The 22,782-nt window shown below is 64.1% G+C and carries 10 protein-coding genes; 7 read left to right on the top strand and 3 right to left on the bottom strand.

Translation table 11 applies throughout. The features are described from left to right. Positions 1–62 precede the first annotated feature (62 nt). From DGA31_RS07200 to DGA31_RS07185, 4 genes are all read left to right on the top strand, one after another. Entirely contained in the window at positions 63–1,667 is a 1,605-nt protein-coding gene (locus DGA31_RS07200; RefSeq protein WP_109512076.1) for a 5-oxoprolinase subunit B/C family protein, read from the top strand. Continuing rightward, positions 1,664–3,400 carry an acetyl/propionyl/methylcrotonyl-CoA carboxylase subunit alpha gene (locus tag DGA31_RS07195; protein WP_109512075.1) on the top strand — a complete coding sequence of 579 codons (1,737 nt, stop codon included), beginning with the start codon at positions 1,664–1,666 and terminating at the stop codon, positions 3,398–3,400. The genes DGA31_RS07200 and DGA31_RS07195 overlap by 4 nt, the downstream gene beginning before the upstream one ends. Positions 3,401–3,547: 147 nt before the next feature. Continuing rightward, positions 3,548–4,789, top strand: a complete 1,242-nt coding sequence (locus DGA31_RS07190) for an OprD family porin (RefSeq protein ID WP_109512074.1) — start codon at positions 3,548–3,550, stop codon at positions 4,787–4,789. A gap of 296 nt (positions 4,790–5,085) precedes the next feature. Continuing rightward, positions 5,086–6,969 (top strand): methyl-accepting chemotaxis protein, encoded by a 1,884-nt coding sequence (locus DGA31_RS07185; protein ID WP_109512073.1) that lies wholly within the window; start codon positions 5,086–5,088, stop codon positions 6,967–6,969. A 169-nt stretch (positions 6,970–7,138) separates the two neighbouring features. Here DGA31_RS07185 and mscK read toward each other — a convergent pair whose 3' ends face one another. Both mscK and DGA31_RS07175 read right to left on the bottom strand, forming a co-directional pair. Continuing rightward, a complete protein-coding gene (mscK, locus tag DGA31_RS07180) occupies positions 7,139–10,528 on the bottom strand; it encodes a mechanosensitive channel MscK (protein ID WP_109512072.1) in 3,390 nt (1,129 codons plus the stop codon). Positions 10,529–10,844: 316 nt separating this feature from the next. Beyond that, positions 10,845–12,587, bottom strand: a complete 1,743-nt coding sequence (locus DGA31_RS07175) for a potassium/proton antiporter (protein ID WP_056841369.1) — start codon at positions 12,585–12,587, stop codon at positions 10,845–10,847. 235 nt (positions 12,588–12,822) lie between these two features. Between DGA31_RS07175 and DGA31_RS07170 the strand changes: the two genes are divergently transcribed. Together DGA31_RS07170 and DGA31_RS07165 are read left to right on the top strand one after the other, a co-directional pair. Beyond that, on the top strand, positions 12,823–15,468 hold the full coding sequence (locus DGA31_RS07170) for a dermonecrotic toxin domain-containing protein (protein WP_109512071.1): 2,646 nt from the start codon (positions 12,823–12,825) through the stop codon (positions 15,466–15,468). Positions 15,469–15,531: 63 nt separating this feature from the next. Beyond that, positions 15,532–16,803, top strand: a complete 1,272-nt coding sequence (locus DGA31_RS07165; protein WP_109512070.1) for an NHL repeat-containing protein — start codon at positions 15,532–15,534, stop codon at positions 16,801–16,803. Between the two features lie 71 nt (positions 16,804–16,874). Here DGA31_RS07165 and putA read toward each other — a convergent pair whose 3' ends face one another. Then, the gene (putA, locus tag DGA31_RS07160) at positions 16,875–20,825 is read right to left on the bottom strand and encodes a trifunctional transcriptional regulator/proline dehydrogenase/L-glutamate gamma-semialdehyde dehydrogenase (protein ID WP_056841372.1); all 3,951 of its coding nucleotides are present in this window, start codon (positions 20,823–20,825) and stop codon (positions 16,875–16,877) included. Between the two features lie 448 nt (positions 20,826–21,273). Here putA and putP point away from each other — a divergent pair, with 448 nt between their 5' ends. Then, complete coding sequence (gene putP / locus DGA31_RS07155; RefSeq protein WP_109512069.1) at positions 21,274–22,764, top strand: sodium/proline symporter PutP; 1,491 nt, start codon at positions 21,274–21,276, stop codon at positions 22,762–22,764. Positions 22,765–22,782: the final 18 nt, after the last annotated feature.

Raw genomic sequence — 22,782 nt, 5'->3', positions numbered from 1 at the left:
TTATTCACGCGCCGGGGCCTGTATCGGGCCCCGACAGCGATTACCTCAAATAGGAGAGGATCATGCGTTTCTATCCGGCCGGCCTGGACGCACTTCTGGTTGAACTGGCGAACCTGGACGAGACCCTCGCCCTGTTCGATTCCCTGCAGCAGACGCCGGTGGCCGGCGTGCAGGAGATCGTTCCGGCGGCGCGGACCTTGCTGGTGAGCTTTCGCCCGGGTGCGATCAGTCGCGAGGCGCTGGCCGCACAGATCGCGGCACGCGACCTGAACGGCAAGGTCCGTCAGGCGGGCAAGCTGATCGAAATCCCGGTGCATTACAACGGTGAAGACCTGGATGATGTCGCCCGCGAGCTGGGTATCAGCGTCAAGGAAGTCATCGCGCGCCACACCGGCAGTGACTACGACGTCGCCTTCTGCGGCTTTGCGCCGGGCTTTGCCTACCTCAGCGGCGGCGCAGGCTTCGTGGTGCCACGGCGCAGCACCCCGCGCACGCGCATTCCGGCCGGTGCCGTGGCGCTGGCCGGCGGCTTCAGCGGTGTTTATCCACAGGCCAGCCCCGGCGGCTGGCAGATCATCGGCGTAACGCTCTTGAAGATGTGGGACCTGGCACGCGAAGAGCCGGCGCTGTTCCAGCCCGGCTACCGCGTGCGCTTTTGCGACGCCGGGCCGTTGCCGGCCGGCGGCCTGTCGGTAACGGTGGCAGAGCGCTTGCCCGTGTCCGAGGTGACGCAGGATTACCTTGAGATCATCGCGCCGGGCCTGCAAACCCTGCTGCAGGACCTGGGCCGCCCAGGCCGGGCGGGCGAGGGCGTGTCGGCCTCCGGCGCGATGGACCGCAGCGCCCTGCGCGCCGCCAACCGGGCGGTGGGCAACGCGCCGGGCACCGGCGCCCTGGAAGTGCTGATGGGGGGCCTGAGCCTGACCTGCCACGGTCATGCCGTGGTGGCCATTACCGGCGCCCAGGTACCGGTCGAGGTGCGTACTGCCAGCGGCCAATGCCTGCAACCGGCGCTGTACACGCCGTTCAGCCTGCACAATGGCGACCGGCTGACCCTTGGTGCACCCACCGCCGGCCTGCGCAGTTACCTGGCCGTGCGCGGCGGCTTTGCCGTGACCCCGGTGCTGGGCAGCCTGTCCACCGACACCCTGGCCCAGGTAGGACCTGCGCCTCTGGCCGCCGGCGACCGCCTGGGCCTGCAACACACGGCGGGCGGCCCGGCCGTGGCGCTGGACGAACAACCGGCGTTTGCCATGCCGCACCGTGATGAAGTCATCACCCTGGACGTGATCATGGGGCCGCGCAGTGACTGGTTCACGCCGGCTGCACAAGCCTTGCTGACGCAACAGACCTGGCAGGTGACACCACAGTCGAACCGCATCGGCATTCGCCTGGCCGGCGAGCAGGCGCTGGAGCGCGCCATCCAGGGCGAGCTGCCCAGCGAGGGCACCGTGGTCGGCGCCCTGCAAGTGCCGCCCAGCGGCCAGCCGGTGCTGTTCCTGGCTGACCACCCGTTGACCGGCGGTTATCCGGTGATCGGTGTGGTCGCCCCGTACCACATCGACCTGGCCGGGCAGATTCCGGTCAATGCGCGAATTCGCTTCAATCCGCTGAGTGCCTTCGAGCCGGTGCTGCCAGCCTCTTCAGACGAGATCGAGAAAAAATGAAAAAGGTCCTGATTGCCAACCGTGGTGAAATCGCTGTTCGAATTGCCCGTGCCTGCCGCGACTACGGCGTGGCCTCGGTGGCGGTGTATGCCGATGGCGACATCGACGCCCTGCATGTGCAGGTGGCCGATGAAGCCTGGGCCCTGCAAGGCGAGCGCTCCAGCGACACCTACCTGAACATCGAAAAACTGCTGGCCGTGGCCGCCCGCGCCGGCGCCGATGCCGTGCACCCAGGCTATGGCTTTCTGTCCGAGCGCGCCGACTTTGCCCGCGCCGTGCTCGACGCCGGCCTGACCTGGATCGGTCCGGACCCGGCGACCATCGATGCCCTGGGCGACAAGGTCCAGGCCCGGCACATCGCCCTGAAGGTCGGCGCGCCGCTGGTGGCCGGCACCGCCAACCCGGTCAGTGACGCGGCCGAGGTGATCGCCTTTGCCGAGCAGCATGGCTTGCCGATTGCCATCAAGGCGGCGTTCGGTGGCGGCGGCCGTGGCCTGAAAGTGGTCTGGCAGATGGACGACATCACCGAGTTGTACGAGTCGGCGGTGCGCGAAGCCGTCGCTGCCTTCGGCCGTGGCGAGTGCTTCCTGGAGCGCTTCCTGCACCGCCCGCGGCATATCGAGGCGCAGATCATCGCTGACCGTCATGGCCGCGTGGTCGTGGTCGGCACCCGCGATTGCTCGCTGCAACGCCGCAACCAGAAGCTGATCGAGGAAGCACCGGCACCGTTCCTGAGCGATGAATTGCGCCAGCGCATTCATGACTCGGCCCGGGCCATCTGCGCCGAGGCCGGCTACGTGGGCGCCGGCACCGTGGAGTTCCTGCTCAGCGGCGATGACACCTTGTCGTTCCTGGAGGTGAACACCCGCCTGCAGGTCGAACACCCGGTGACCGAGGAAACCAGCGGCATCGATCTGGTGATCGAGCAGTTGCGCGTGGCCGAAGGCTTGCCGCTGTCGTTCCAGGACACCCCGGTGCCACGCGGCCACAGCTTCGAGTTCCGCATCAACGCCGAGGATGCCGGTAACGGCTTCCTGCCTACGCCGGGCGTCATCGAGCGCTTCCGTGCGCCGTCCGGCCCCGGCGTGCGGCTGGACACCGGCGTGGTCGAAGGTTCGCGTGTGTCGCCCAACTTCGATTCGATGATCGCCAAGCTGATCGTCACCGGCGCCACCCGCGAACAGGCGATCAGCCGGGCGCGCCGCGCGCTGGCCGAGTTCAAGGTCGAAGGCGTGGCCACCGTGCTGCCGTTCCATCAGGCGGTCATGGCCCACGGCGACTTCACCGCCCCCGATACCTTTGCGGTGCACACCCGCTGGATCGAGACCGACTTTGCCGAGCAGGTCACCATCGCCCCGCGCAGCGGCACGGCGGCAGACGCTGAGGTGCTGCGCACCTTTATCGAAATCGACGGCAAGCGCCACGACCTGGGCCTGCCGGCCGCGCTATTGCGTGGCCTGAGCCTGAACCAGGCCGCCAGCGACCGCGACCACAGCGTGCCGGCCGAAGCGCTCGACCCGCAGGCGGTGGCCAGCCCGGTGGCCGGCAACCTGCACGCCTGGGTCGTCGAAGACGGCGCCGCCGTCGAGGCCGGGCAGGTGATTGCGGTCATGGAGTCGATGAAGATGGAAACCTCGATCCTGGCGCCGTGTGCCGGGCGGTTGGTCATCAAGGAACAACCGGGTCGTTATTTCGAGGCCAAGGCGCTCATCGGCCGTATTGAAACTGTTTAAACCGCTGTTGTTTTAAGGCCAGCACGCTGTCGGACTTCATGTCCGGCGGCCGCCGGCTGCCGCGAGTACGTGTGTCGAGTTACCCGCATTACTTATAAATAAAAAAAGCGTTTCGATTGAATCTGCCCCTTCTCAGGAGTTAATCAAATGTCGATGACCAAGACGGTTGCGATCGCGTGTGCGTGTGTGTCCCTGTTGCCACTGGAGGCGTCGGCGGACTTTATGGCCGATAGCAAGGCCAGTGTGGAGTTGCGCAACTTCTACTTTAACCGCGACTTTCGCAACGGCCCGCCCACGGCCCAGCGCGATCACGCTGCCGAATGGGCGCAAGGCGCCTTGTTGCGTTTCGAGTCGGGCTACACCGCCGGCACCGTGGGGCTGGGGCTCGATGCGCTGGGGATGGTCGGGTTCAAGCTCGATGGCGGCGATGGCTCCGGTGGCACGGGCCTCTTGCCGGCGGACCTGAGCTCGCGCAATGGCCGTGGCTCGCAGGACGAATACGCCAAGCTGGGCCTGACGGCCAAGGCGAAGATTTCCGAAACCGTGCTCAAGGTCGGCTCGCTGGCGTTTCGCACCCCGGTGGTGTCGAGCAACGACACGCGCCTGCTGCCGGCCACCTTCGAAGGGGCATTACTCAACTCAAAGGACATCGACAACCTGACGCTGCAAGGCGGCAAGTTGACCCAGATCAAGTTCAACAGCTCGTCAAACTACCAGGACTTTACCGGTAACCGCGTGGGCGGGGTCAGTGACGAGTTTGTATTTGGTGGCGGTACCTACGCCTTTAATAAGGCCCTGAGTGTCAGTGCCTATTACGGCAATCTGGAAGATGTTTATCGGCAGTACTTCGGTGGCGTGGTGTATGAGATTCCCCTGGCCGATAAACAGTCATTGAAGTTTGATTTGCGTTATTCGAAAAGTACCGAAGATGGCAACTTCCGCGCGCTGGACAACCGCGCAGCCAACGGCCTGGTGGCCTACACCCTGGGCGCCAGCGTGTTCACCGCCGCCTACCAGCGCATGAGCGGCGACGACCCGTTTCCGTACATCGCCAACAGTGACCCGTACCTGGTCAACTTTGTGCAGATCAATGACTTTGCCAATAGCGAGGAGCGCTCCTGGCAAGTGCGTTACGACTACAACTTTGCCGCCCTGGGCGTCCCCGGCCTGACCTTCATGACCCGCTATGTCAGCGGCGACAACGTGCGCGTTGCCGGCAGCAATACCGGCAAGGAATGGGAGCGCAACACCGACCTGGGCTACGTGGTGCAAAGCGGGCCGCTGAAGAATGTCGGCCTCAAGGTGCGCAATGCCACGGTGCGCTCCACCTTCGGCAATGACCTGGACGAAACCCGCCTGATCCTGAGCTACACCCTGGCGCTCTGGTAACCCGTAGGAGCGCGCTCTGCCCGCGACCGGCTGCGCAGCAGTCGTAAATTCTCAGCGTTTCGCAGATTTCTGCAAGCGCTCCGCACTCGGTCGCCGGCAAGCTGTGTCACTGACACAACGCTGTCTTGCAGCAAACATGGGACCCGGTAGGAGCGCGTTTACCCGCGACCGGCTGCGCAGCAGTCGTAAATTTGCAGCGTTTCGCAGATTTCTGCGAGCGCTCCGCACTCGGTCGCCGGCAAGCGGGCTCCTACAAGTCATGCGTCGATCTGAACGCCATCACGAGGAAATAACCGATGAAGCCTCTCGGGTTCAACCAGAAAGTCCTGCTGAGCGCCTCGCTGGTGATCATGCTGGTGTTCGGGGTGTTCTGTGCCCTGAACGATATGCGCCTGCGTCATGACACCCTGCAGCGCCTCGAGCACAGCACGCGCAACCTGGCCGGTGCCATGGCCCACGATATCCAGAGCTGGCTGGACGGCCGGCTGTTGCTGGTCAAGGGCATGGCCGAGCAACTCGGCCGCGATCCCGAGCCTGCCCGCCTGCTGGAAACACTGCGCACACCGGTGTTGCAGGAGACCTTCGTGGCCAGTTACGTCGGCACCCGCGAGGGCGCTTTTCATATCGAGCCGCCCCGGCAGATGCCCGCCGACTACGACAGCCGCCAGCGGCCCTGGTACAAGGACGCCATCGCGTCGGGTGCGGTGATGACCGAGCCCTATGTCGGGGTCGGCATCGATTACCGGGTCATCAGCCAGGCGGTGCCGATTCGCGCAGGCGCACAGGTGCTGGGCGTGTTTGGCGTCAACCTGAGCATCGAGACCATTGCCCGCACCCTCAATGCGCAAGCGTTCGAAGGCCGTGGCTATGCCTTCATGGTCAACAAGGACGGCAAGATCCTGGTGCACCCGGACAAGGCCATGATCGGCAAGACCCTGGCTGACCTGTTCATGGGCCAGGCCCCGGCATTGACCGATCAACTGAGCGAGGCCACGGCGGCCGATGGCGAAAAACTGACCCTGTTTGCACCCATCAAGGGTGTGCCGTCACAGGACTGGTACATCGGCATCGCCCTCGACCGCCCCGTGGTGCTGGCCAGCCTGGCAGCGTTTCGTCAGGCGGCGATCATTGCCACCGTGATTGCGGTGCTGGTCACCTTGCTGCTGCTGGGGCTGGCGCTGCGTGTGCTGATGAAACCCTTGCGCCAGATCAGCCAGGCCATGCAGGACATCGCCCAGGGCGAGGGCGACCTGACCCGGCGCCTCGCGATTGCCTCGCAGGATGAGTTCGGCTTGCTGGCGCAGGGGTTCAATCGTTTTGTCGACCGCCTGCATGCGTCGATCAGCGAGGTCTCATCGACCACCCAGACCCTGAAGCAGGCAACCCGGAGTGTGCTGGGCGCCTCCAATTCGTCGGTGGAAAAGGCCCGCAGCCAGGCCGGCTACACCACCAGCATTGCCGCCGCCATCGAGGAGCTGGGCGCCACGGCGCAAAACATCGCCGGCAGTGCCTCGGCGGCTTCCCGGGAGGCGTCCGAGGCACGCACGCAGGTCAGCTCCAGCTGCACGCTGGTCGAGGACACGGTGAGCACGATGCGCCGCCTGCAAGGCAATATCGAAAACACCCGCGCGCAGATCGAGGACCTCAATGCGCGCAGCTCGAACATCGGCAAGGTGCTGGAAGTGATCTCGGCGGTGTCGGCCAAGACCAACCTGCTGGCGCTGAACGCGGCCATCGAGGCAGCCCGGGCCGGGGATGCCGGGCGCGGCTTTGCCGTGGTGGCCGATGAAGTCAGGAGCCTGGCGCACCACACCCAGCAAGCCACCGAGGAAATCCGCGGGGTGATCGAGGCGCTGCAACAAGGCGCCACCCAGGCGGCGCAGACCATGCTGGTCAGCCATGACATGGGCAGCCGCAGCGTGGCGGTGGCCACTGAGGCCGGCGCCAGCCTGCAGGCGGTGGTGGCGCGCATCGGTCAGATTGATGACGTCAACCTCACCGTGGCGGCCGCGACCGAGCAGCAGTCGACGGCCGTGGAGCAGCTCAACCGCGACGTGCATGAAATCAGCCGCCTGAACGAACACAGCACCGATAACCTGGCTGCGACCTTGCAGGCATGCGCCCAACTGGACAACGAGGCCGGCCGCCTGAGCGCCATCGTCGCGACGTTCAGGTTATGACCCGCTACACAGTAGGAGCGCGCTTGCCCGCGACCGAGCGCAAAGCGCTCGCAAAATTTCAGAAACGCTGCAAATTTCCGACTGTAAATCTGCGAAACGCTACAAATTTACGACTGCTGACGCAGCCGGTCGCGGGCAAGCGCGCTCCTACAGGGCGGCGGCATAGGGTTCAATCCAGTTTGGCCTCGGGTGGCTCGGGCACGTCCTTGGGGGTGACCGGGGATTTGTCGATGTTCAGGGGCGTGGTGGCCTTGGCGGGTGGGACCGGTTGTCCGGCCGGGTCGAGGGGCACCAGCTTGAGTTCGCCACCGTTGATGTTCTTCAGGTAGACCTCCATCTGCCGGAACGAGATGTTGATCTTCTGCTTCTTGAACTCGCGGTTGATGAAGCGGTTGATCTCGTCCAGCACCGGGTTGCGATCGCCCAGGTCGCGCACGTGCATGCGCAGTTCGTGGTCCAGGGTGCTTTCGCCGAAGTTGAGGAAGTACACGATCGGCTCCGGCTCCTTGAGCACCCGCGGGTTCTCGCGGGCGGCCTGCAGCAACAGGTTGCGCACCAGGTCCAGGTCCGAGCCGTAGTCGACACCCAGCTTGAGGGTCACACGCGTCACGGTGTCGGTCAGCGACCAGTTGATCAACTGGCCGGTGATGAAGGTCTTGTTCGGGACAATGATGTCCTTGCGGTCAAAGTCGGTGATGGTCGTGGCGCGGATACGGATCTTGCTGACCGTGCCCGACAGGTTGCCGATGGTGATGGTGTCGCCAATGCGCACCGGACGCTCGAACAGGATCATGATCCCGGAAATGAAGTTGGCGAAGATTTCCTGCATGCCGAAGCCCAGGCCCACCGACAGCGCAGCCACCAGCCATTGCAGCTTGTCCCAGCTGACCCCGAGGGTCGACAGGGTGGTCACGAAGCCCACGCCGGCAATGGTGTAGGACAGCAGCGTGGTGGTGGCATAGGCGCTGCCCTGGGCCAGGCTCAGGCGTGACAGCACGAAGACTTCCAGCAGGCCGGGCAGGTTGCGTGCCAGCACGAAGGTGATGACGATGATCACCAGGGCGCCGAGCATGTCGCCCAGGCTGATCGGCACCATGCTCATGTTGGCGCCGGTGCCGCTGGTGTATTCGTACAGGGTGACGTTGTCCAGGTAGGAGAATACGGTGATCAGGTCGGCCCAGACCCAGTACATCGCACCGATGAACAAGCACATCAGGGCCAGGCGGATCAGGCGCAGCGATTGCTGGTTGACCTGCTCGATGTCCAGCTTGGGCTCTTCGACGGGCACATCGCTGTCGCCGTTTTCCCGGGCCGCCTGGCGCTTGGCCAGGGCACGCTGGTAGGCCAGGCGCCGGGCCGCAACGTTGAGGCCGCGGATGAACGTGGCCTCGACCACCAGCCACAGCAGCAACAGGTACAGGGTGTCGATAAGCCGGTCGGTCAGCTTGAGCGCGGTGTAGTAGTAGCCAAAGCACACGGCGATGAACAGCGCCGCTGGCAGGGCGGTGAAGGCCAGTCCCAGTGCCTTGCGAAACAGCGAGGCGTTGTGGTGCGTGGGGCTGGCCAGCAGCAGGCGGCCCAGCAGCAGGGTCATCAGCGCGTAGCAACTGAGTACCACGCCGATGCCCAGCACATCGTCGGCCAGCGCCGCCGGTTGATGCTCGGCCACGGCGACCACCGCCACCAGCGCCAGCACCACCAGGCCCAGGCGGCGGATCCAGCGGCGCAGGAACTCGACCTGCACCGGTTCCCAGCGAAAATGCAGCTGCGCCACGCCGCCCGGCGCCAGCACCCGGTAGGCGGTGTAGAACACCAGCCAGGTCAAGGCCACTTCCTGCAGCGCCAGGCCCAGGTTGGCATTCTGCCCGCGTGCATCGATCTGCAAGGCATAGCCGCACGAGGCCAGGCCCAGCGCCACGGGCAGGGCCAGGAGGATATTGATCAGCAGTGCCAGCGGCGTCTTCCACTGGTTATCGCGGCGGAAGTGGCCGATGTCGGCATGCAGCTGGTTGAGCTTGGCGTACAGGGCATTGCGCCGCCAGGTCAGCACGCCGATCAGCAGCAGCAGCGGGACGAACAGCAGCGGGTGCTGGGTCAGGCCTTCGAACAGTTCGCTGATGCTCGAAGTCCAGGGCAGGGTGGTGATCTGTTTGTGCAGGCGCGGGCCGATGCCCTGGAACCACTCCACGTCCAGCGGTTTGTTGCTGGGGATCCAGAACATCTGCTCGTCGAGGGTGGCGCGCAGGCTGATGGCCGTGCTGATCAGCTGCTTCTGGTTCAGCTGCAGGGTGATCGACTCATTGAGCATCGAGGCCAGCAGGCGGTTGAGGCGTTCGAGCAGGTCGTTGCGGGTGACCGCCAGGTCCATCAGCGTGCGGCGCAGCGCCGGAGTGATCTCCTCCTGCGGTTGGGTGGTGAGCAGTTTTTCAACGTACGCCAGCGGCGTGCTCATCTGTTCGCGTTGCTGGTTGAGCTCGAACTGGTACAGGCGGATGTCGGCGATTTCATCGGCCAGGTTACGGTCCAGTTGCAGGTGCGGCAGCGCCTGCTTTTGCCGGTAGAGAATCTTCGACAGCAGCAGGCTGCCGCTGAGCACATTGATCTGCTCGTCCAGCGCCTGGTCGGTCTGGGTCAGGTTGTCCAGTTGCTGCTTGGTCTTGAGGTTGGTCTGGTTCAGTTCGTTGAGCCGGTCGGTGCCGCGCAGCAGGTAGTCGGAGAGCTTGAGGTTGGCCGCGCTTTCGGTGGCCAGCAGGCTGCTGCCGCCGGATTTCTGTGCTTCCAGCGCCAGTTCTTCAACGGTCTTCTGCGACTGGGTACGACGCTTGTCGTTGATCAGGGTCTGCAGGTCCTGGATTTCCTGGTCCTGGCGCTGGACCTTTTCGCTCAGCAGGTCGTGCTGGCTGTTGCCCAGGTCTTGCAACTGGCTGTTGCCGGCCAGCTCCTGGCGGCGCAACAGGCTGACGGCGCTGAGCGAGGCCAACTCGGCGTTGTACAGGTTGCGCTGGTCGGCGCTCAGGGTCTTGCCGCCTTCCTTGCCGGCCTTGAGGATGGCATTGATCTGCTGGGTGCGGGTCTGGTTGTTGCTGATTTCGGTCTGCGCGCGTTCCGGCCGGGTCTGGGCGGTGAGGATCAGGCTGTTGGCATCGTTCAGGGCCTTTTGCAGGTCGCTCTGCTGGGTGCTGCGCTCGCTGAGCAGTTGTTCAAGCTGCGGCACGTCGAGCCGGGCATAGCGCTGCGCCACCGGCGTCACCTGGCTAGCCTTGAGGCGCTCCAGCTCGCGCTGGTTTTCCAGCACCTGCTTGGGTGCCTGCTCCAGTTGCTGCTTGAGGGCGGCCAGTTTCTGCTGGCTGTCGTCCTGGCTGGAAAGAAAGGCCAGGGTCTGCTCGAGCACTTGCTGCAGCGCCTTCTGGTCGGCCTCCGGCAGCTTGCGGTCGCCGATCTTGTCCAGGCTTTGCTGGACGCTGTCGCGGCTCGGCGGGTCGGCGGCCAGCGCCGTGACAGAAGTGGAAAGGCACAGGCCGAGGATGGCGGCTACCAGGAACGCACGCAAGGAAGGCATAGACACCGGTCAGGGGGCAGTAACGGAAAGAGGCGCAGTTTAAAGCAATGCTTGCCAGCCGTCGCGCAGCAGACACAGCGGGCTCTCATCAAACAAAAAATAACTTATTGATTTTATTGGCTATAAAATTCACACCTGTAGGAGCCCGCTTGCCGGCGACCGAGTGCGAAGCGCTCGCAAAGTTTCAGAAACGCCACAAGTGTACGACTGCTAACCCATCAGGGATCTATGAAACGCTGAAAATTTACGACTGCTAACGCAGCCGGTCGCGGGCAAGCGCGCTCCTACCGGGCACCCAGGGCCGCGCAGGTGGCGATCAGAGGAACAGCGCCGGTCCCGGGCGGGTGCCTTCGGGGAACTTGACCCCGACCTTGACGATGCGGTCGCCGTCGGTCACTGCCACGGTCCACAGGGTGCCGTTCCATTCGATCTGGTCGCCGACGATGGCCGGGCCGCGGTTTTTCTGCACGATGAACTGGCCCAACAGCATGTCCGGGCTCAGGCCGTCGAGCTTGAGACCATACAGGGCGGCGACGTCGCCCAGGTGCGCATCGCCTTCGAGCACAAAATCACCGAAGAAGCGCAGGTCCTGGCCGCGTTGCGGCGCCTGGCTGAACAGTTTGCCCAGCGCCGGCAGGTCGTGTTCGTGACCGATCACGCACAACAGGTCATCGACTTCCAGCGTGGTACTGCCTGAGGGGTGCAGCAGTTGCTGGCCGCGGAACAGCGCTGCGATCCGTGTGCCTTCCGGCATCTTCAATTCGCGCAGGGCGGCGCCAATGCACCACTTCTCGGCGCCCAGGCGATAGACGAACAGCTCCCATTCGCTGGTGATGTGAACCTCCAGCGCCGAGCGCGAGATCGGCGCCGGGTCTGGCGGTACGGTGACCTTGAGCAGCTTGGCCATCCACGGCAGGCTGGTGCCTTGCAGCAGCAGCGACACCAGTACGATGAAGAACGCCAGGTTGAAGTACAGCTGGGCATTGGGCAGCTTGGCCATCAGCGGGAACACCGCGAGGATGATCGGCACCGCGCCGCGCAGGCCGACCCAGGCGATAAAGGCTTTTTCGCGGCCATGGAAGGCCTTGAACGGCAGCAGGCCGACCAGCACCGACAGCGGCCTGGCCACCAGGATCATCCACAGCGCCAGGCCCAGGGCCGGAATGGCAATGGGCAGCAGGTCGTGCGGGGTGACCAGCAGGCCCAGCACCAGGAACATGCCGATCTGGGCCAGCCAGGCCATGCCGTCGAGCATGTGCAGGATGCCGTGGCGGCTGCGGATCGGGCGGTTGCCCAGCACCAGGCCGAACAGGTAGATGGCCAGAAAACCACTGCCGTGGATGGCGTTGGTCAGGGCAAAGATCGCCAGGCCGCCGGCGATCACCAGGATCGGGTACAGGCCGGCGGCCAGGTTGATGCGGTTGACCAGTTGCAGCATCAGCCAGCCGCCGCCCAGACCCATCAGCCCGCCAATACCGAACTCCTGGATCAGGTGGCCCAGCAGGCCCCAGTGCAGGCCGGTTTCGCCGCTGGCGAGCATGCCGATCAGGGTCACGGTGAGGAATACGGCCATCGGGTCGTTGCTGCCCGACTCGATTTCCAGGGTGGCGGTAACCCGTTCATTCAAGCCCTTGCCGCCCAGCAGCGAGAACACCGCCGCCGCATCGGTGGAACCGACGATGGCGCCGATCAGCAGGCCCTGCATCAGCGTCAGGCCGAACAGCCAGGCGGCGACCATGCCGGTCAGCACCGTGGTGATCAGTACCCCGACTGTGGCCAGCGACAGCGCCGGCCACAGTGCGACCCGGAAACTGCTGACCCGGGTGCGCAACCCGCCGTCGAGCAGGATCACCGCCAAAGCCAGGTTGCCGATCAGGTAGGCGGTGGCGTAATCGTTGAAGATGATCCCGCCGCCGTCGACGCCGGCGACCATGCCGACCGCCAGAATGATGACCAGGATCGGGATGCCCAGGCGCGAGGACAGCGAGCTGACCAGGATGCTCGCCCCGACCAACACCGCGCCGATCAGGAACAGGCTGTTGATGGTGGTGGCATCCAAGGGCGGTACTCCGGGGTCAGGCTGAAGAGAAAACATCGATGCTGGCCTTTGACCATGCACCGCGCGTGCCAAGGGATTTAACCTGTTGAATTGGTTGGCTGTCAAAGGCTTGTCTGTCGGGACGGTCCGAAAACGACTGTCTGGCCATCAATCTCGTCACGGGCTAAATAATTAACGCCGCACCCACCGGGCGATCTGATCAGGTGCCGGGTTTCTCACTCCAAGGAACCTGATCATGTCGCAACTCCACGAATTTCTGGCCGGCCCCGAGCAGACCCGGTATGTCTCCGAACAGGCGCGTTTCAAGCAAAAGGCGCAGCGTTTCATGCAGGACTACCCGGATGTTCACGGGCTGGCGTGGGCTGCCGCCCGCCAGGTGATCAAGCAGCACACCGGCAAGGTGCTCGACCCGGACCGGGTCTGGTGGCACCGCTTTGCTACAGCGTCGAGCAGCCCGCTCACGTTCACGGGCTGGCAGCATAGCGGCGCGCCGGTCGAGTCGATGACGCTGGTCGAACTGGTGATGCGCCGTTTCAATGCCCAGGACCAGGACGGCCCGGACGATCTGCAGGTGTACGGCGGTTTTTATACCGACGGCCCGCAACACCGCGGCGCGTTCGATGAGCACAACGAAGTGGCCCTGCTGCCCGGCCAGGTCCTGCAGCAGCTCTGGGCGCTGGATTTTGCCAGCGACTTTCGCCGGCGAGTCGACGCCTTCTGGGTCCGCCATGGGGCTACGTTCTGCGAGCTGGCCCGGGCCCGCTTTCTGTCTGCTGCCGCCCTGGCGGTGCGCCGTGGGCAGTTGTCCGTTGTCGACGGGCGCGCACTTGTGCGGGCCGTTGCCCGTGAGCCTGCGCTGTCGCCTGGCAACCACACGCACAGCCTGGCGCTGCCTGTACAGGGTGAGGTCAGCGTGCGCAGCTTCGACATTGGCGGCCATGAGGCCAGCCAGATCATCCGCATGGTCGATGTCCGCGGGCGGCAAATCCTCTACTTGCCGGGGCAGGACCCGGCCTTTCAGGTCTGCGAGACCGAGCGCGACCTGTACGAGTGGGTACAGCATTGCATCAGCCAACCGGCCTTGCGCCGGCATTTCGAGACCCTGTTTCTGAGTTCGCCACAGGCCTGGCAAGACCATGCCGAGGCCTTTGGCGCGCTGCTCGACCAGATCGGCCAGCAGCCGCTCGACGCCGACCACAACCGCGTCGAGGCTGTTGCCTTGCGGTTGCTCAACACGCATGAGCGGGTCATCGTTGGCGATGTCTTCGAGCATCTGCGCGAACAGGCCCGGCACCAGATGCAGGCCGTGGCCGATGCGCTGACCTCCAATGCCAGCCTGCGCAAGCAGATGTGGATCGGCTACCTCAATGCCTTCATGCGGGTCTTCGGCCCGAGCGCCGTGGTGGCCTGGCCGCTGGCCTTGACGCTGGTGGGGGCGGGCCTGGCCAATGTCGGCCTGAACATCGACCTGGCCATCAACGGCAGCACGGCCCGGCAGCGCAAGGCCGGGGTGATCGGTGCGATCCTCAATTCGATCTTCGTGCTGTTCAACCTGCCTTTGCTGGTGGACGCACTGCCTGCCCTGCGTGCTTCGGCGTCCGCTGCGGCAGGTGCCCTGTCAGGCCCGGATGTCGCCGGCCCCGAATGGATCGCGCTACAGAACCTCAACCGTGAGGCGCAACTGGCCGGCCAGGCCCCGATGCAAGGCATCACGCGCAGCGAAACCGGTGAAACCTGGATCAGGCTGGGCAATACGCCGCAGCGGGTGCGCTACAGCCAGGCGCTCAACACCTGGCTGATCGTCGACCCGCTGAACCCGTTCGCCTTTGAGGGTGCCCGCGCCGTGCGCCTCAATGCCCATGACGAATGGGAAGCGCTGCCGGCCCTGCAGCTCAGCGGTGGCAGCCCGATGAACGAAGCGGGGCCCAGCGCGCTGGCAGGCAGCCCGCCTGAAGCGCCGGTCTACCCGACCATTCGTTCGACGTTCTGGGACACCTACATGCAGTTCAATGCCGACGAAGAGGACCGGTTGTCGGATCTGGCACTGGCGCGGCAAAAGGCGGTTGTCAGTGTGCATCAGTTGGCGGCCGAGGATGAGCTGAGCGTCGACAGTGAAGGTGATCAGGTGCTGCGCGATGCCTGGGGCGATGAATACCGTGTGTTCAAGGTCGACCACGATCACTATGTCGGCGGGCGGGTGACGCGGTATTCGGAGCGCGAGGAAGAATTCAACCAGTTCCTGCGCACCGGCAAGGCCGGGATCACCAATCAGGTGGAAATGATCGAGGAACTGGCCGACGACCTGCAGGCCATCGGCTATGACAACCACGCCACCCTGTACCGCGGTGGCAGTGGGGCCCGGGGCACGTCAGGCATGACCTTTCGCGCAGGCGTCATCAAGGCCGGCGATGTGCTGGTCAATACCGATTTTGCCTCGTTCAGCGAGAACCCGTACGTGGCCCGGTCCTTTGCCAGCAGCCAGGCCGGCGCACCGTCCTATGGCTTCAGCGGGCCGATCAGCTTCGATGAGACCTCGATCGTCTTCGAAATGCTGGCCGAGCAATACCTGGGCGCCACACCGATCGCCCTGTTCTCCAGGGAAGAGGAGGAGGCCGAGTCGCTGTTTGCGCCAGGGCACTATTTCGAGGTGCAGGACATCCGCGAAGTCGCTGGCACCCATTACAAATTTATCCGGGTGCGGATCAAGGAAGTGCCGCTGCCACCGGCCGGCAGCAAGGTCTATGAAATGCGCACCGGCGAGCCGTTCAGCCGCGAGCAGTATGCGGCGCGGCTGGGGGCTGAGGGCCAGAAGCTGGTCGAGCGGTTTTTCCCGCTGCCATCAACCGCCGTGCAGGGAAGCAGCCCATTACCGGCATCGTGAAACCTCGCAGTTCTGCCAGTTGCGGGTAACCACGCGTGGTTTGCACCATGAAGATGGGTAGACATGTTTGAACACGTTTTTGAACGCAATGTTGATTGGCGCGGGCGGCGTCTTGTGATTGCGTGCGAGCCATTCACATCCAGGGAGGATGATATGGAAAATCTGAAAGCAGGCGACCTGGACCCGGGTTTTGGGCAAGGGGGGCGGCTGGAGTTGGGTGAGGGTCGCTCCAGTATGAGGTTTCGTAAATTCAGCCTGGATCACCAGCACCGGATTCTGGGTGTCGGCACCAGCGAGAAGATCGGGGCTGGCACCCGATATGTGACTGTCGGAAGATTCACTGCTGACGGAGTACTGGATACCTCTTTTGATGATTCAGGCTATTGGCTGTCCTTGCCTGTAACAAACGGCATTGGTGGCATTGATGTGGGCTCGCAGACTGGGGAGGACTGTATTCTCACCGCTGTGCCGAGTGACCGGGTCATCTTGCTGTATCGCACGGCAGAAGGTCAGGTCAGAGAACGCCCGCTTACACGCGAGAATGTCTCGGTCGATGGAAATGGCGTTGTGGCCGTTCAAGGGCGTCTCAACGCATGGATCGCCTGTTCTTATCTGGAATCAGCACGGTACGGCAGGGTTCTGTTGATGCGCCTTCGGTCTGAAGGTCATCCGGACAACGGCTTCGCGCAGGACGGCACACTCATTCTGGGAGAGGGTACGCAGTCTTTGCAGTTGAGGGATATGACTGTGCGCCCGGCGGAGCACGATGTGATCCTGGCAATGGACGTCACTGACGATGCTGGCTCTGGCGCTTGGCTGTACTGTCTTGATGCAGACACCGGTGAGTTGAAAGAAACCTTTGCCAGTCAGGGCCGGTTTCCTTATAGCGTGTCTGGCTATCCGTCCACAGTCTTCAGTCGTGTCTTCCATGACAAGGGACGGCTTTGGCTGACAGGGTATGTCCGTGACCCCGGTCAAGGTGTCATGCGTGGCTTTTTCCTGTGCCTGACAAGCAGCGGTGAGATCGATAAAGGTTTCAATCAGGGTGAACCTGTCATTATTCAGGCGCAGCAAGCCCATATCGGTGTACAGCATGATGGCAAGGTGCTGCTCGTGGATTCGCAGGATGACTCGTATACCTTGCGTCGATACCTGCCGGACGGTCGACTGGATCCACAGTTTGGCCAGGGCGGGCAGGTCGCTGTGGGGAGGATTGACGAGCACATTGGGGGCTTGCTCGTTCAGCCCGGTGAGGAGGGCGACAAGATTATCTTGAGCGCCTATGCCAGTGGCGACCGCTCGATTTCCTTGGCGTTATACCGCTTTCTGGCCTGAGCCCGACAAAAAAGGCGGAGCGCTTGCGCGCTCCGCCTTTTTATTTACGCTGAAACCGGCAACCGGTCAGGTCAGCCGATGCTCATCAGGCTGGCGTTACCGCCGGCCGCTGCGGTATTGACGCTCAAGGCCCGCTCGATCACCAGGCGCTCCAGGGCAATGCCGGTGTCGCTGTACGGCAGGCCATGGACACCAACGATCGCGCCGCCCCGTTGGGCCACCTGCTCGCACACGCCGCGCAGCTGGTCGCTGTCGCCATGGTGCAGGACCGCATCAAACGCCACCTCGTCGCGACTCCAGTCGGCCACCAGTTGCAGGCGCGCCTGGAGGTCGCGTGGCAGGCGGTTGCGCAGGGCACGGGTGGAATCGTTGTCGACCCACACCGCACGGCTGCCCACGGCCAGTACAGCGGCCAGTTGCGCCAGCAGGTCACCCTCGTCGTCGGCCAGGCACAGCACCTGATCGCGCGGCAGGATGGTGTAGCTGTTGCGCTCACCGGTCGGGCCGGCCAGCATCCGGCTGATGCCGCTTTGCGACTGGGCGGCAAACTGCTCGCACAGCGTCACCAGCTCGGTGCGTTGCTGGCTGGCTGCCCAGGCCTTGAAGGCCTGCAACGGTTGCAGCAGGGCATCGCGCAGGCGCGTGTCCGGCGCCTGGCGGGCATCGGCGGCGCTGAACGACTGGGCGATGGCATCCTGCGGACGGGTGCTCAGCAGGCGGTACAGGTACAGCGGGCCACCGGCTTTCGGGCCGGTGCCCGACAGGCCTTCGCCACCGAACGGCTGCACGCCGACCACGGCACCGACGATGTTGCGGTTGACGTACAGGTTGCCGGCATGGGCCTTGTCGATGACCTTGGCGATGGTCTCGTCGATACGGGTGTGCACGCCCAGGGTCAGGCCGTAGCCGGAGGCGTTGATCTGGTCGATCAGCGCATCCAGGTCCTTGCGGGCATAGCGCACCACGTGCAGCACCGGGCCGAAGATCTCGCGTTGCAGTTCGTCGAAGCTTTCCAGCTCGATCAGGGTCGGCATCACGAAGGTGCCACGCTTGATTTCCGGGGTGTCGGCCATCGCCATCTGGTACACGCTGCGGCCTTTGTCGCGCATGGCCTGGATATGTTTCTCGATACCGGCCTTGGCCTCGGCGTCGATCACCGGGCCAATGTCCACGTTCAGGCGCTCCGGGTTACCCAGGCGGCTTTCGGCCATGGCGCCCTTGAGCATTTCGATCACGCGGTCAGCCGAGTCTTCCTGCAGGCACAGCACGCGCAGGGCCGAGCAACGCTGGCCGGCGCTGTCGAAGGCCGAGGACACCACGTCGATGACCACTTGCTCGGTCAGCGCCGAGGAGTCGACGATCATGGCGTTCTGGCCGCCGGTTTCGGCGATCAGCGGGATTGGCCGGCCCTGGGTGTCCAGGCGCCCGGCGACATTGCGTTGCAGCAGGCGCGCCACTTCGGTGGAACCGGTGAACATCACGCCTTTGACGCGCTCGTCACCCACCAGCCCGGCACCGACGGTTTCGCCACGGCCCGGCAGCAGTTGCACCACGCCTTCAGGAATACCGGCTTCGAGCAGCAGGCGCACGGCCTGGGCGGCGATCAGCGGCGTCTGCTCGGCCGGCTTGGCCAGCACCGGGTTGCCGGCGGCGAGGGCTGCGGCCACCTGGCCGCTGAAAATCGCCAGCGGGAAGTTCCACGGGCTGATGCACACCACCGGCCCCAGCGGACGATGGGCGTCGTTGTTGAATTCGGTGCGGGCCTGCACGGCGTAGTAACGCAGGAAGTCCACCGCCTCGCGCACTTCGGCGATGGCGTTGAGGTAGGTCTTGCCGGCTTCGCGGACCAGCAGGCCCATCAGCGGCTGGATCTCGCCTTCCATCAGGTCGGCGGCACGCTCCAGGATCGCGGCGCGCTCGGCCGGCGGCGTGGCCTGCCAGATGGGGCCGGCGCTCATGGCGCACTGGATGGCATTGTTGACGTCGGCGACAGTGGCTTCCTGCACATGGCCGACCACGTCACGGTGATCGGACGGGTTGAGCACGGCCACCGGGGTTTCCTGGCTGCTCGGGCAACCGAGCAACGGTACGGCTTTCCAGTCATGGTTGGCGCTGGCCAGCAAGGCCGAGGACAACGATGCCAGGCGGTGTTCGTTGGCCATGTCGATGCCGCTGGAGTTGGCGCGTTCGCGGCCATACAGGTCGCGCGGCAGTGGAATGCGCGGGTGCGGCAAGCCGCAGCTGCCTTCCTGGGTGGCCATGCGCTCGATGCTGCTGACCGGATCAGCCACCAGCTCCTGGATCGAGATCGACTGGTCGGCGATGCGGTTGACGAACGAGGTGTTGGCGCCGTTCTCCAGCAGTCGGCGTACCAGGTAGGCCAGCAGGGTTTCATGGGTGCCGACCGGGGCATAGACGCGGCACGGACGGTTCAGCTTGCCATCGGCCACCTTGCCCACGACCTGCTCGTACAACGGTTCGCCCATGCCGTGCAGGCACTGGAATTCGTACTGGCCGGGGTAATAGTTCTGCCCGGCGATGTGGTAGATCGCCGACAGGGTGTGGGCGTTGTGGGTGGCGAACTGCGGGTAGATGACTTCCGGGGCCGCCAGCAGCTTGCGGGCGCAGGCAATGTAGGACACGTCGGTGTACACCTTGCGGGTGTAGACCGGGTAGCCTTCCAGGCCGTCGAGCTGGGCGCGCTTGATCTCGCTGTCCCAGTAGGCGCCTTTCACCAGGCGGATCATCAGGCGGTGACGGCTGCGGCGAGCCAGGTCGATCACGTAGTCGATCACGTACGGGCAGCGCTTCTGGTAGGCCTGGATCACAAAGCCGATGCCGTTCCAGCCGGCCAGTTGCGGTTCGAAGCACAGGCGCTCGAGCAGGTCCAGCGACAGCTCCAGGCGGTCCGCTTCCTCGGCGTCGATGTTCAGGCCGATGTCGTATTGCTTGGCCAGCAGGGTCAGCGACAGCAGGCGCGGGTAGAGTTCTTCCATCACGCGCTCGTACTGCGAGCGGCTGTAGCGCGGGTGCAGGGCCGAGAGCTTGATCGAGATGCCCGGGCCTTCATAGATGCCACGGCCGTGCGATGCCTTGCCGATCGAGTGGATCGCCTGCTCGTAGGAGGCCAGGTATTTCTGTGCGTCGTGTTCGGTCAGGGCCGCTTCGCCGAGCATGTCGTACGAGTAGCGGAAGCCCTTGCTTTCGAACTTGCTGGCGTTGGCCAGCGCTTCGCCGATGGTTTCGCCGGTGACGAACTGCTCGCCCATCAGGCGCATGGCCATGTCGACGCCCTTGCGGATCATCGGCTCGCCGCTCTTGCCGATGATGCGGCTGAGCGAGGAGGTCAGGCCGGTTTCGTTATGGGTCGAGACCAGCTTGCCGGTCAGCAGCAGGCCCCAGGTCGCGGCGTTGACGAACAGCGACGGACTGTTTCCCAGGTGCGGGTGCCAGTTGCCGGTGCTGATCTTGTCGCGAATCAAGGCATCGCGGGTGCCTTTGTCCGGGATGCGCAGCAGCGCTTCTGCCAGGCACATCAAGGCCACGCCTTCCTGCGACGACAGCGAGAACTCCTGCAACAGGCCCTGGACGATACCTGCACGACCGCCGGCACTCTTCTGGTGGCGCAGCTTGTCGGCAATCGAGGCGGCCAGCTTGTGAGTGGCATCGGCCATGGGAGCCGGCAGGCGCGCCTGCTCCAGCAGCATGGGCACCACTTCCTGTTCCGGGCGACGGTAGGCCGAGGTAATGGCCGCGCGCAGCACTGATTGCGGCAGGATGCTCTCGGCAAATTCCAGGAAGTTCTGGTGGCTGGCATCGACCGGCAGTTCGCCACGGTCGTCGCCTTCCTTGTCCTGGCCATTGAGCTCCGGCAGGGTTGCACCACTCTCGAGCTTCTCGAGGTAATTGAAGATCGCCTGCTTGATGACCCAGTGCGGGGTACGGTCAATCGTTTGTGCGGCTGCTTTCAATCGCTCGCGGGTCGGGTCGTCGAGTTTCACGCCCAGAGTGGTGGTGGCCATGTCTTGTCCTCTTTGTCGCCACGGTGAATGTGGCATTTGGCTGTGTGCGCAGATTATCCCTGCGTCCAGCCGGGTGCAACCTAGTGCAACCCATTTTCATCGAAACTTTACACTCGCGATCCAACAGCCGAAGCCGATTTGTGCTAAGTGCCTGATTTTGGTGCGATTAGCTGTCAAATGCCTGTTTGGTGCCCGGAAAACGGGCTTTTTGCCAGGGTTGTGAGCGGGTCGATGGTCGGTGCAACTCGCCGGGTAAAAATGGTTGCACCTTGTTCAGAATGTTTAATAGGATGCCGGGCGTCGGTGCAACCTTAACGACGAAGGCTGCTTGCGAGGGTCTTCAGTCAGCGTAGCGCCCGGACATGAGCAAGCAACAGGCTGCATTTCAGTGGTCGACCGGGCTTGAGCGTCCGGGCGTTGAATAACAACAAATGCCAAGGCAGAACACATGAGTTTCACGAACCCCACCCTGATCACCTTCGTGATCTATATCGCGGCAATGGTGCTGATCGGCCTGATGGCCTATCGCTCGACCAATAACCTTTCCGATTACATCCTGGGCGGTCGCAGCCTGGGCAGTTTCGTCACGGCCCTGTCGGCCGGTGCCTCGGATATGAGCGGCTGGCTGTTGATGGGCCTGCCGGGCGCCATCTACATGTCAGGCCTGTCGGAAACCTGGATCGCAATCGGCCTGATCGTCGGCGCCTACCTCAACTGGCTGTTCGTGGCCGGTCGCCTGCGGGTACAGACCGAGCACAACGGTGATGCCCTGACCCTGCCGGACTACTTCTCCAGCCGGTTCGAAGACAACAGCGGTCTGCTGCGCATCATCTCGGCCATCGTGATCCTCATCTTCTTCACCATCTACTGTGCCTCGGGCATCGTGGCCGGTGCACGCCTGTTCGAAAGCACCTTCGGCATGTCCTACGAGACCGCGCTGTGGGCCGGCGCCGCTGCTACCATCGCCTACACCTTCGTGGGCGGCTTCCTGGCGGTGAGCTGGACCGATACCGTGCAGGCCACGCTGATGATCTTCGCGCTGATCCTGACGCCGATCATCGTGCTGCTGGCCACCGGCGGTGTCGACACCACGTTCCTGGCCATCGAGGCCAAGGATCCGACCAGCTTCGACATGTTCAAGAACACCACCTTCATCGGCATCATCTCGCTGCTGGCCTGGGGCCTGGGCTACTTTGGCCAGCCGCACATCCTGGCACGCTTCATGGCCGCCGATTCGGTCAAGTCGATCGCCAAGGCGCGCCGCATCTCCATGACCTGGATGATCCTGTGCCTGGCCGGCACCTGCGCCGTGGGCTTCTTTGGTATCGCCTACTTCTCGGCCAACCCGGATCTCGCCGGTCCCGTGACCGAAAACCCTGAGCGGGTGTTCATCGAGCTGTCCAAGCTGCTGTTCAACCCCTGGATTGCCGGTGTCCTGCTGTCGGCCATCCTGGCGGCGGTCATGAGCACCCTGAGCTGCCAGTTGCTGGTGTGCTCCAGTGCCCTGACCGAAGACTTCTACAAGGCGTACCTGCGCAAGGGAGCCTCGCAGGTCGAGCTGGTGTGGGTCGGTCGTGCCATGGTGCTGCTGGTGGCAATCATCGCCATCTTCCTGGCCGCCAACCCGAACAACCGTGTGCTGGGCCTGGTGAGCTACGCCTGGGCCGGCTTCGGCGCCGCCTTCGGTCCGGTGGTGCTGATCTCGGTGCTGTGGAAGGGCATGACCCGCAATGGCGCCCTGGCCGGTGTGATCGTCGGTGCCGTGACTGTGGTGCTGTGGAAGCAGTTCACCAGCTTCGGTCTGTACGAAATCGTGCCGGGCTTCATCCTGGCAACCCTGGCCATCGTGGTGTTCAGCCTGATCGGCCAGAAGCCGTCGGCGAGCATGCAGCAACGCTTCGAGCTGGCCGACAAGGCCTATAAGGACGCTGTGCGCTGATGCTTGCCTGACAGCTCT

Source organism: Pseudomonas ovata, from assembly GCF_003131185.1.
Taxonomy (GTDB): Bacteria; Pseudomonadota; Gammaproteobacteria; order Pseudomonadales; family Pseudomonadaceae; genus Aquipseudomonas; species Aquipseudomonas ovata.
Note: the sequence above shows the minus strand (reverse complement) of the source record. Positions and strands in the feature narration are given on the sequence as shown.

Coding starts and splice junctions, on each gene's coding strand:
- mscK (WP_109512072.1), bottom strand. CDS start 10,528: ATGCCTTCCTTGCGTGCGTTCCTGGTAGCCGCCATCCTCGGCCTGTGC.
- DGA31_RS07195 (WP_109512075.1), top strand. CDS start 1,664: ATGAAAAAGGTCCTGATTGCCAACCGTGGTGAAATCGCTGTTCGAATT.
- DGA31_RS07190 (WP_109512074.1), top strand. CDS start 3,548: ATGTCGATGACCAAGACGGTTGCGATCGCGTGTGCGTGTGTGTCCCTG.
- DGA31_RS07200 (WP_109512076.1), top strand. CDS start 63: ATGCGTTTCTATCCGGCCGGCCTGGACGCACTTCTGGTTGAACTGGCG.
- putA (WP_056841372.1), bottom strand. CDS start 20,825: ATGGCCACCACCACTCTGGGCGTGAAACTCGACGACCCGACCCGCGAG.
- DGA31_RS07165 (WP_109512070.1), top strand. CDS start 15,532: ATGTTTGAACACGTTTTTGAACGCAATGTTGATTGGCGCGGGCGGCGT.
- DGA31_RS07185 (WP_109512073.1), top strand. CDS start 5,086: ATGAAGCCTCTCGGGTTCAACCAGAAAGTCCTGCTGAGCGCCTCGCTG.
- DGA31_RS07170 (WP_109512071.1), top strand. CDS start 12,823: ATGTCGCAACTCCACGAATTTCTGGCCGGCCCCGAGCAGACCCGGTAT.
- putP (WP_109512069.1), top strand. CDS start 21,274: ATGAGTTTCACGAACCCCACCCTGATCACCTTCGTGATCTATATCGCG.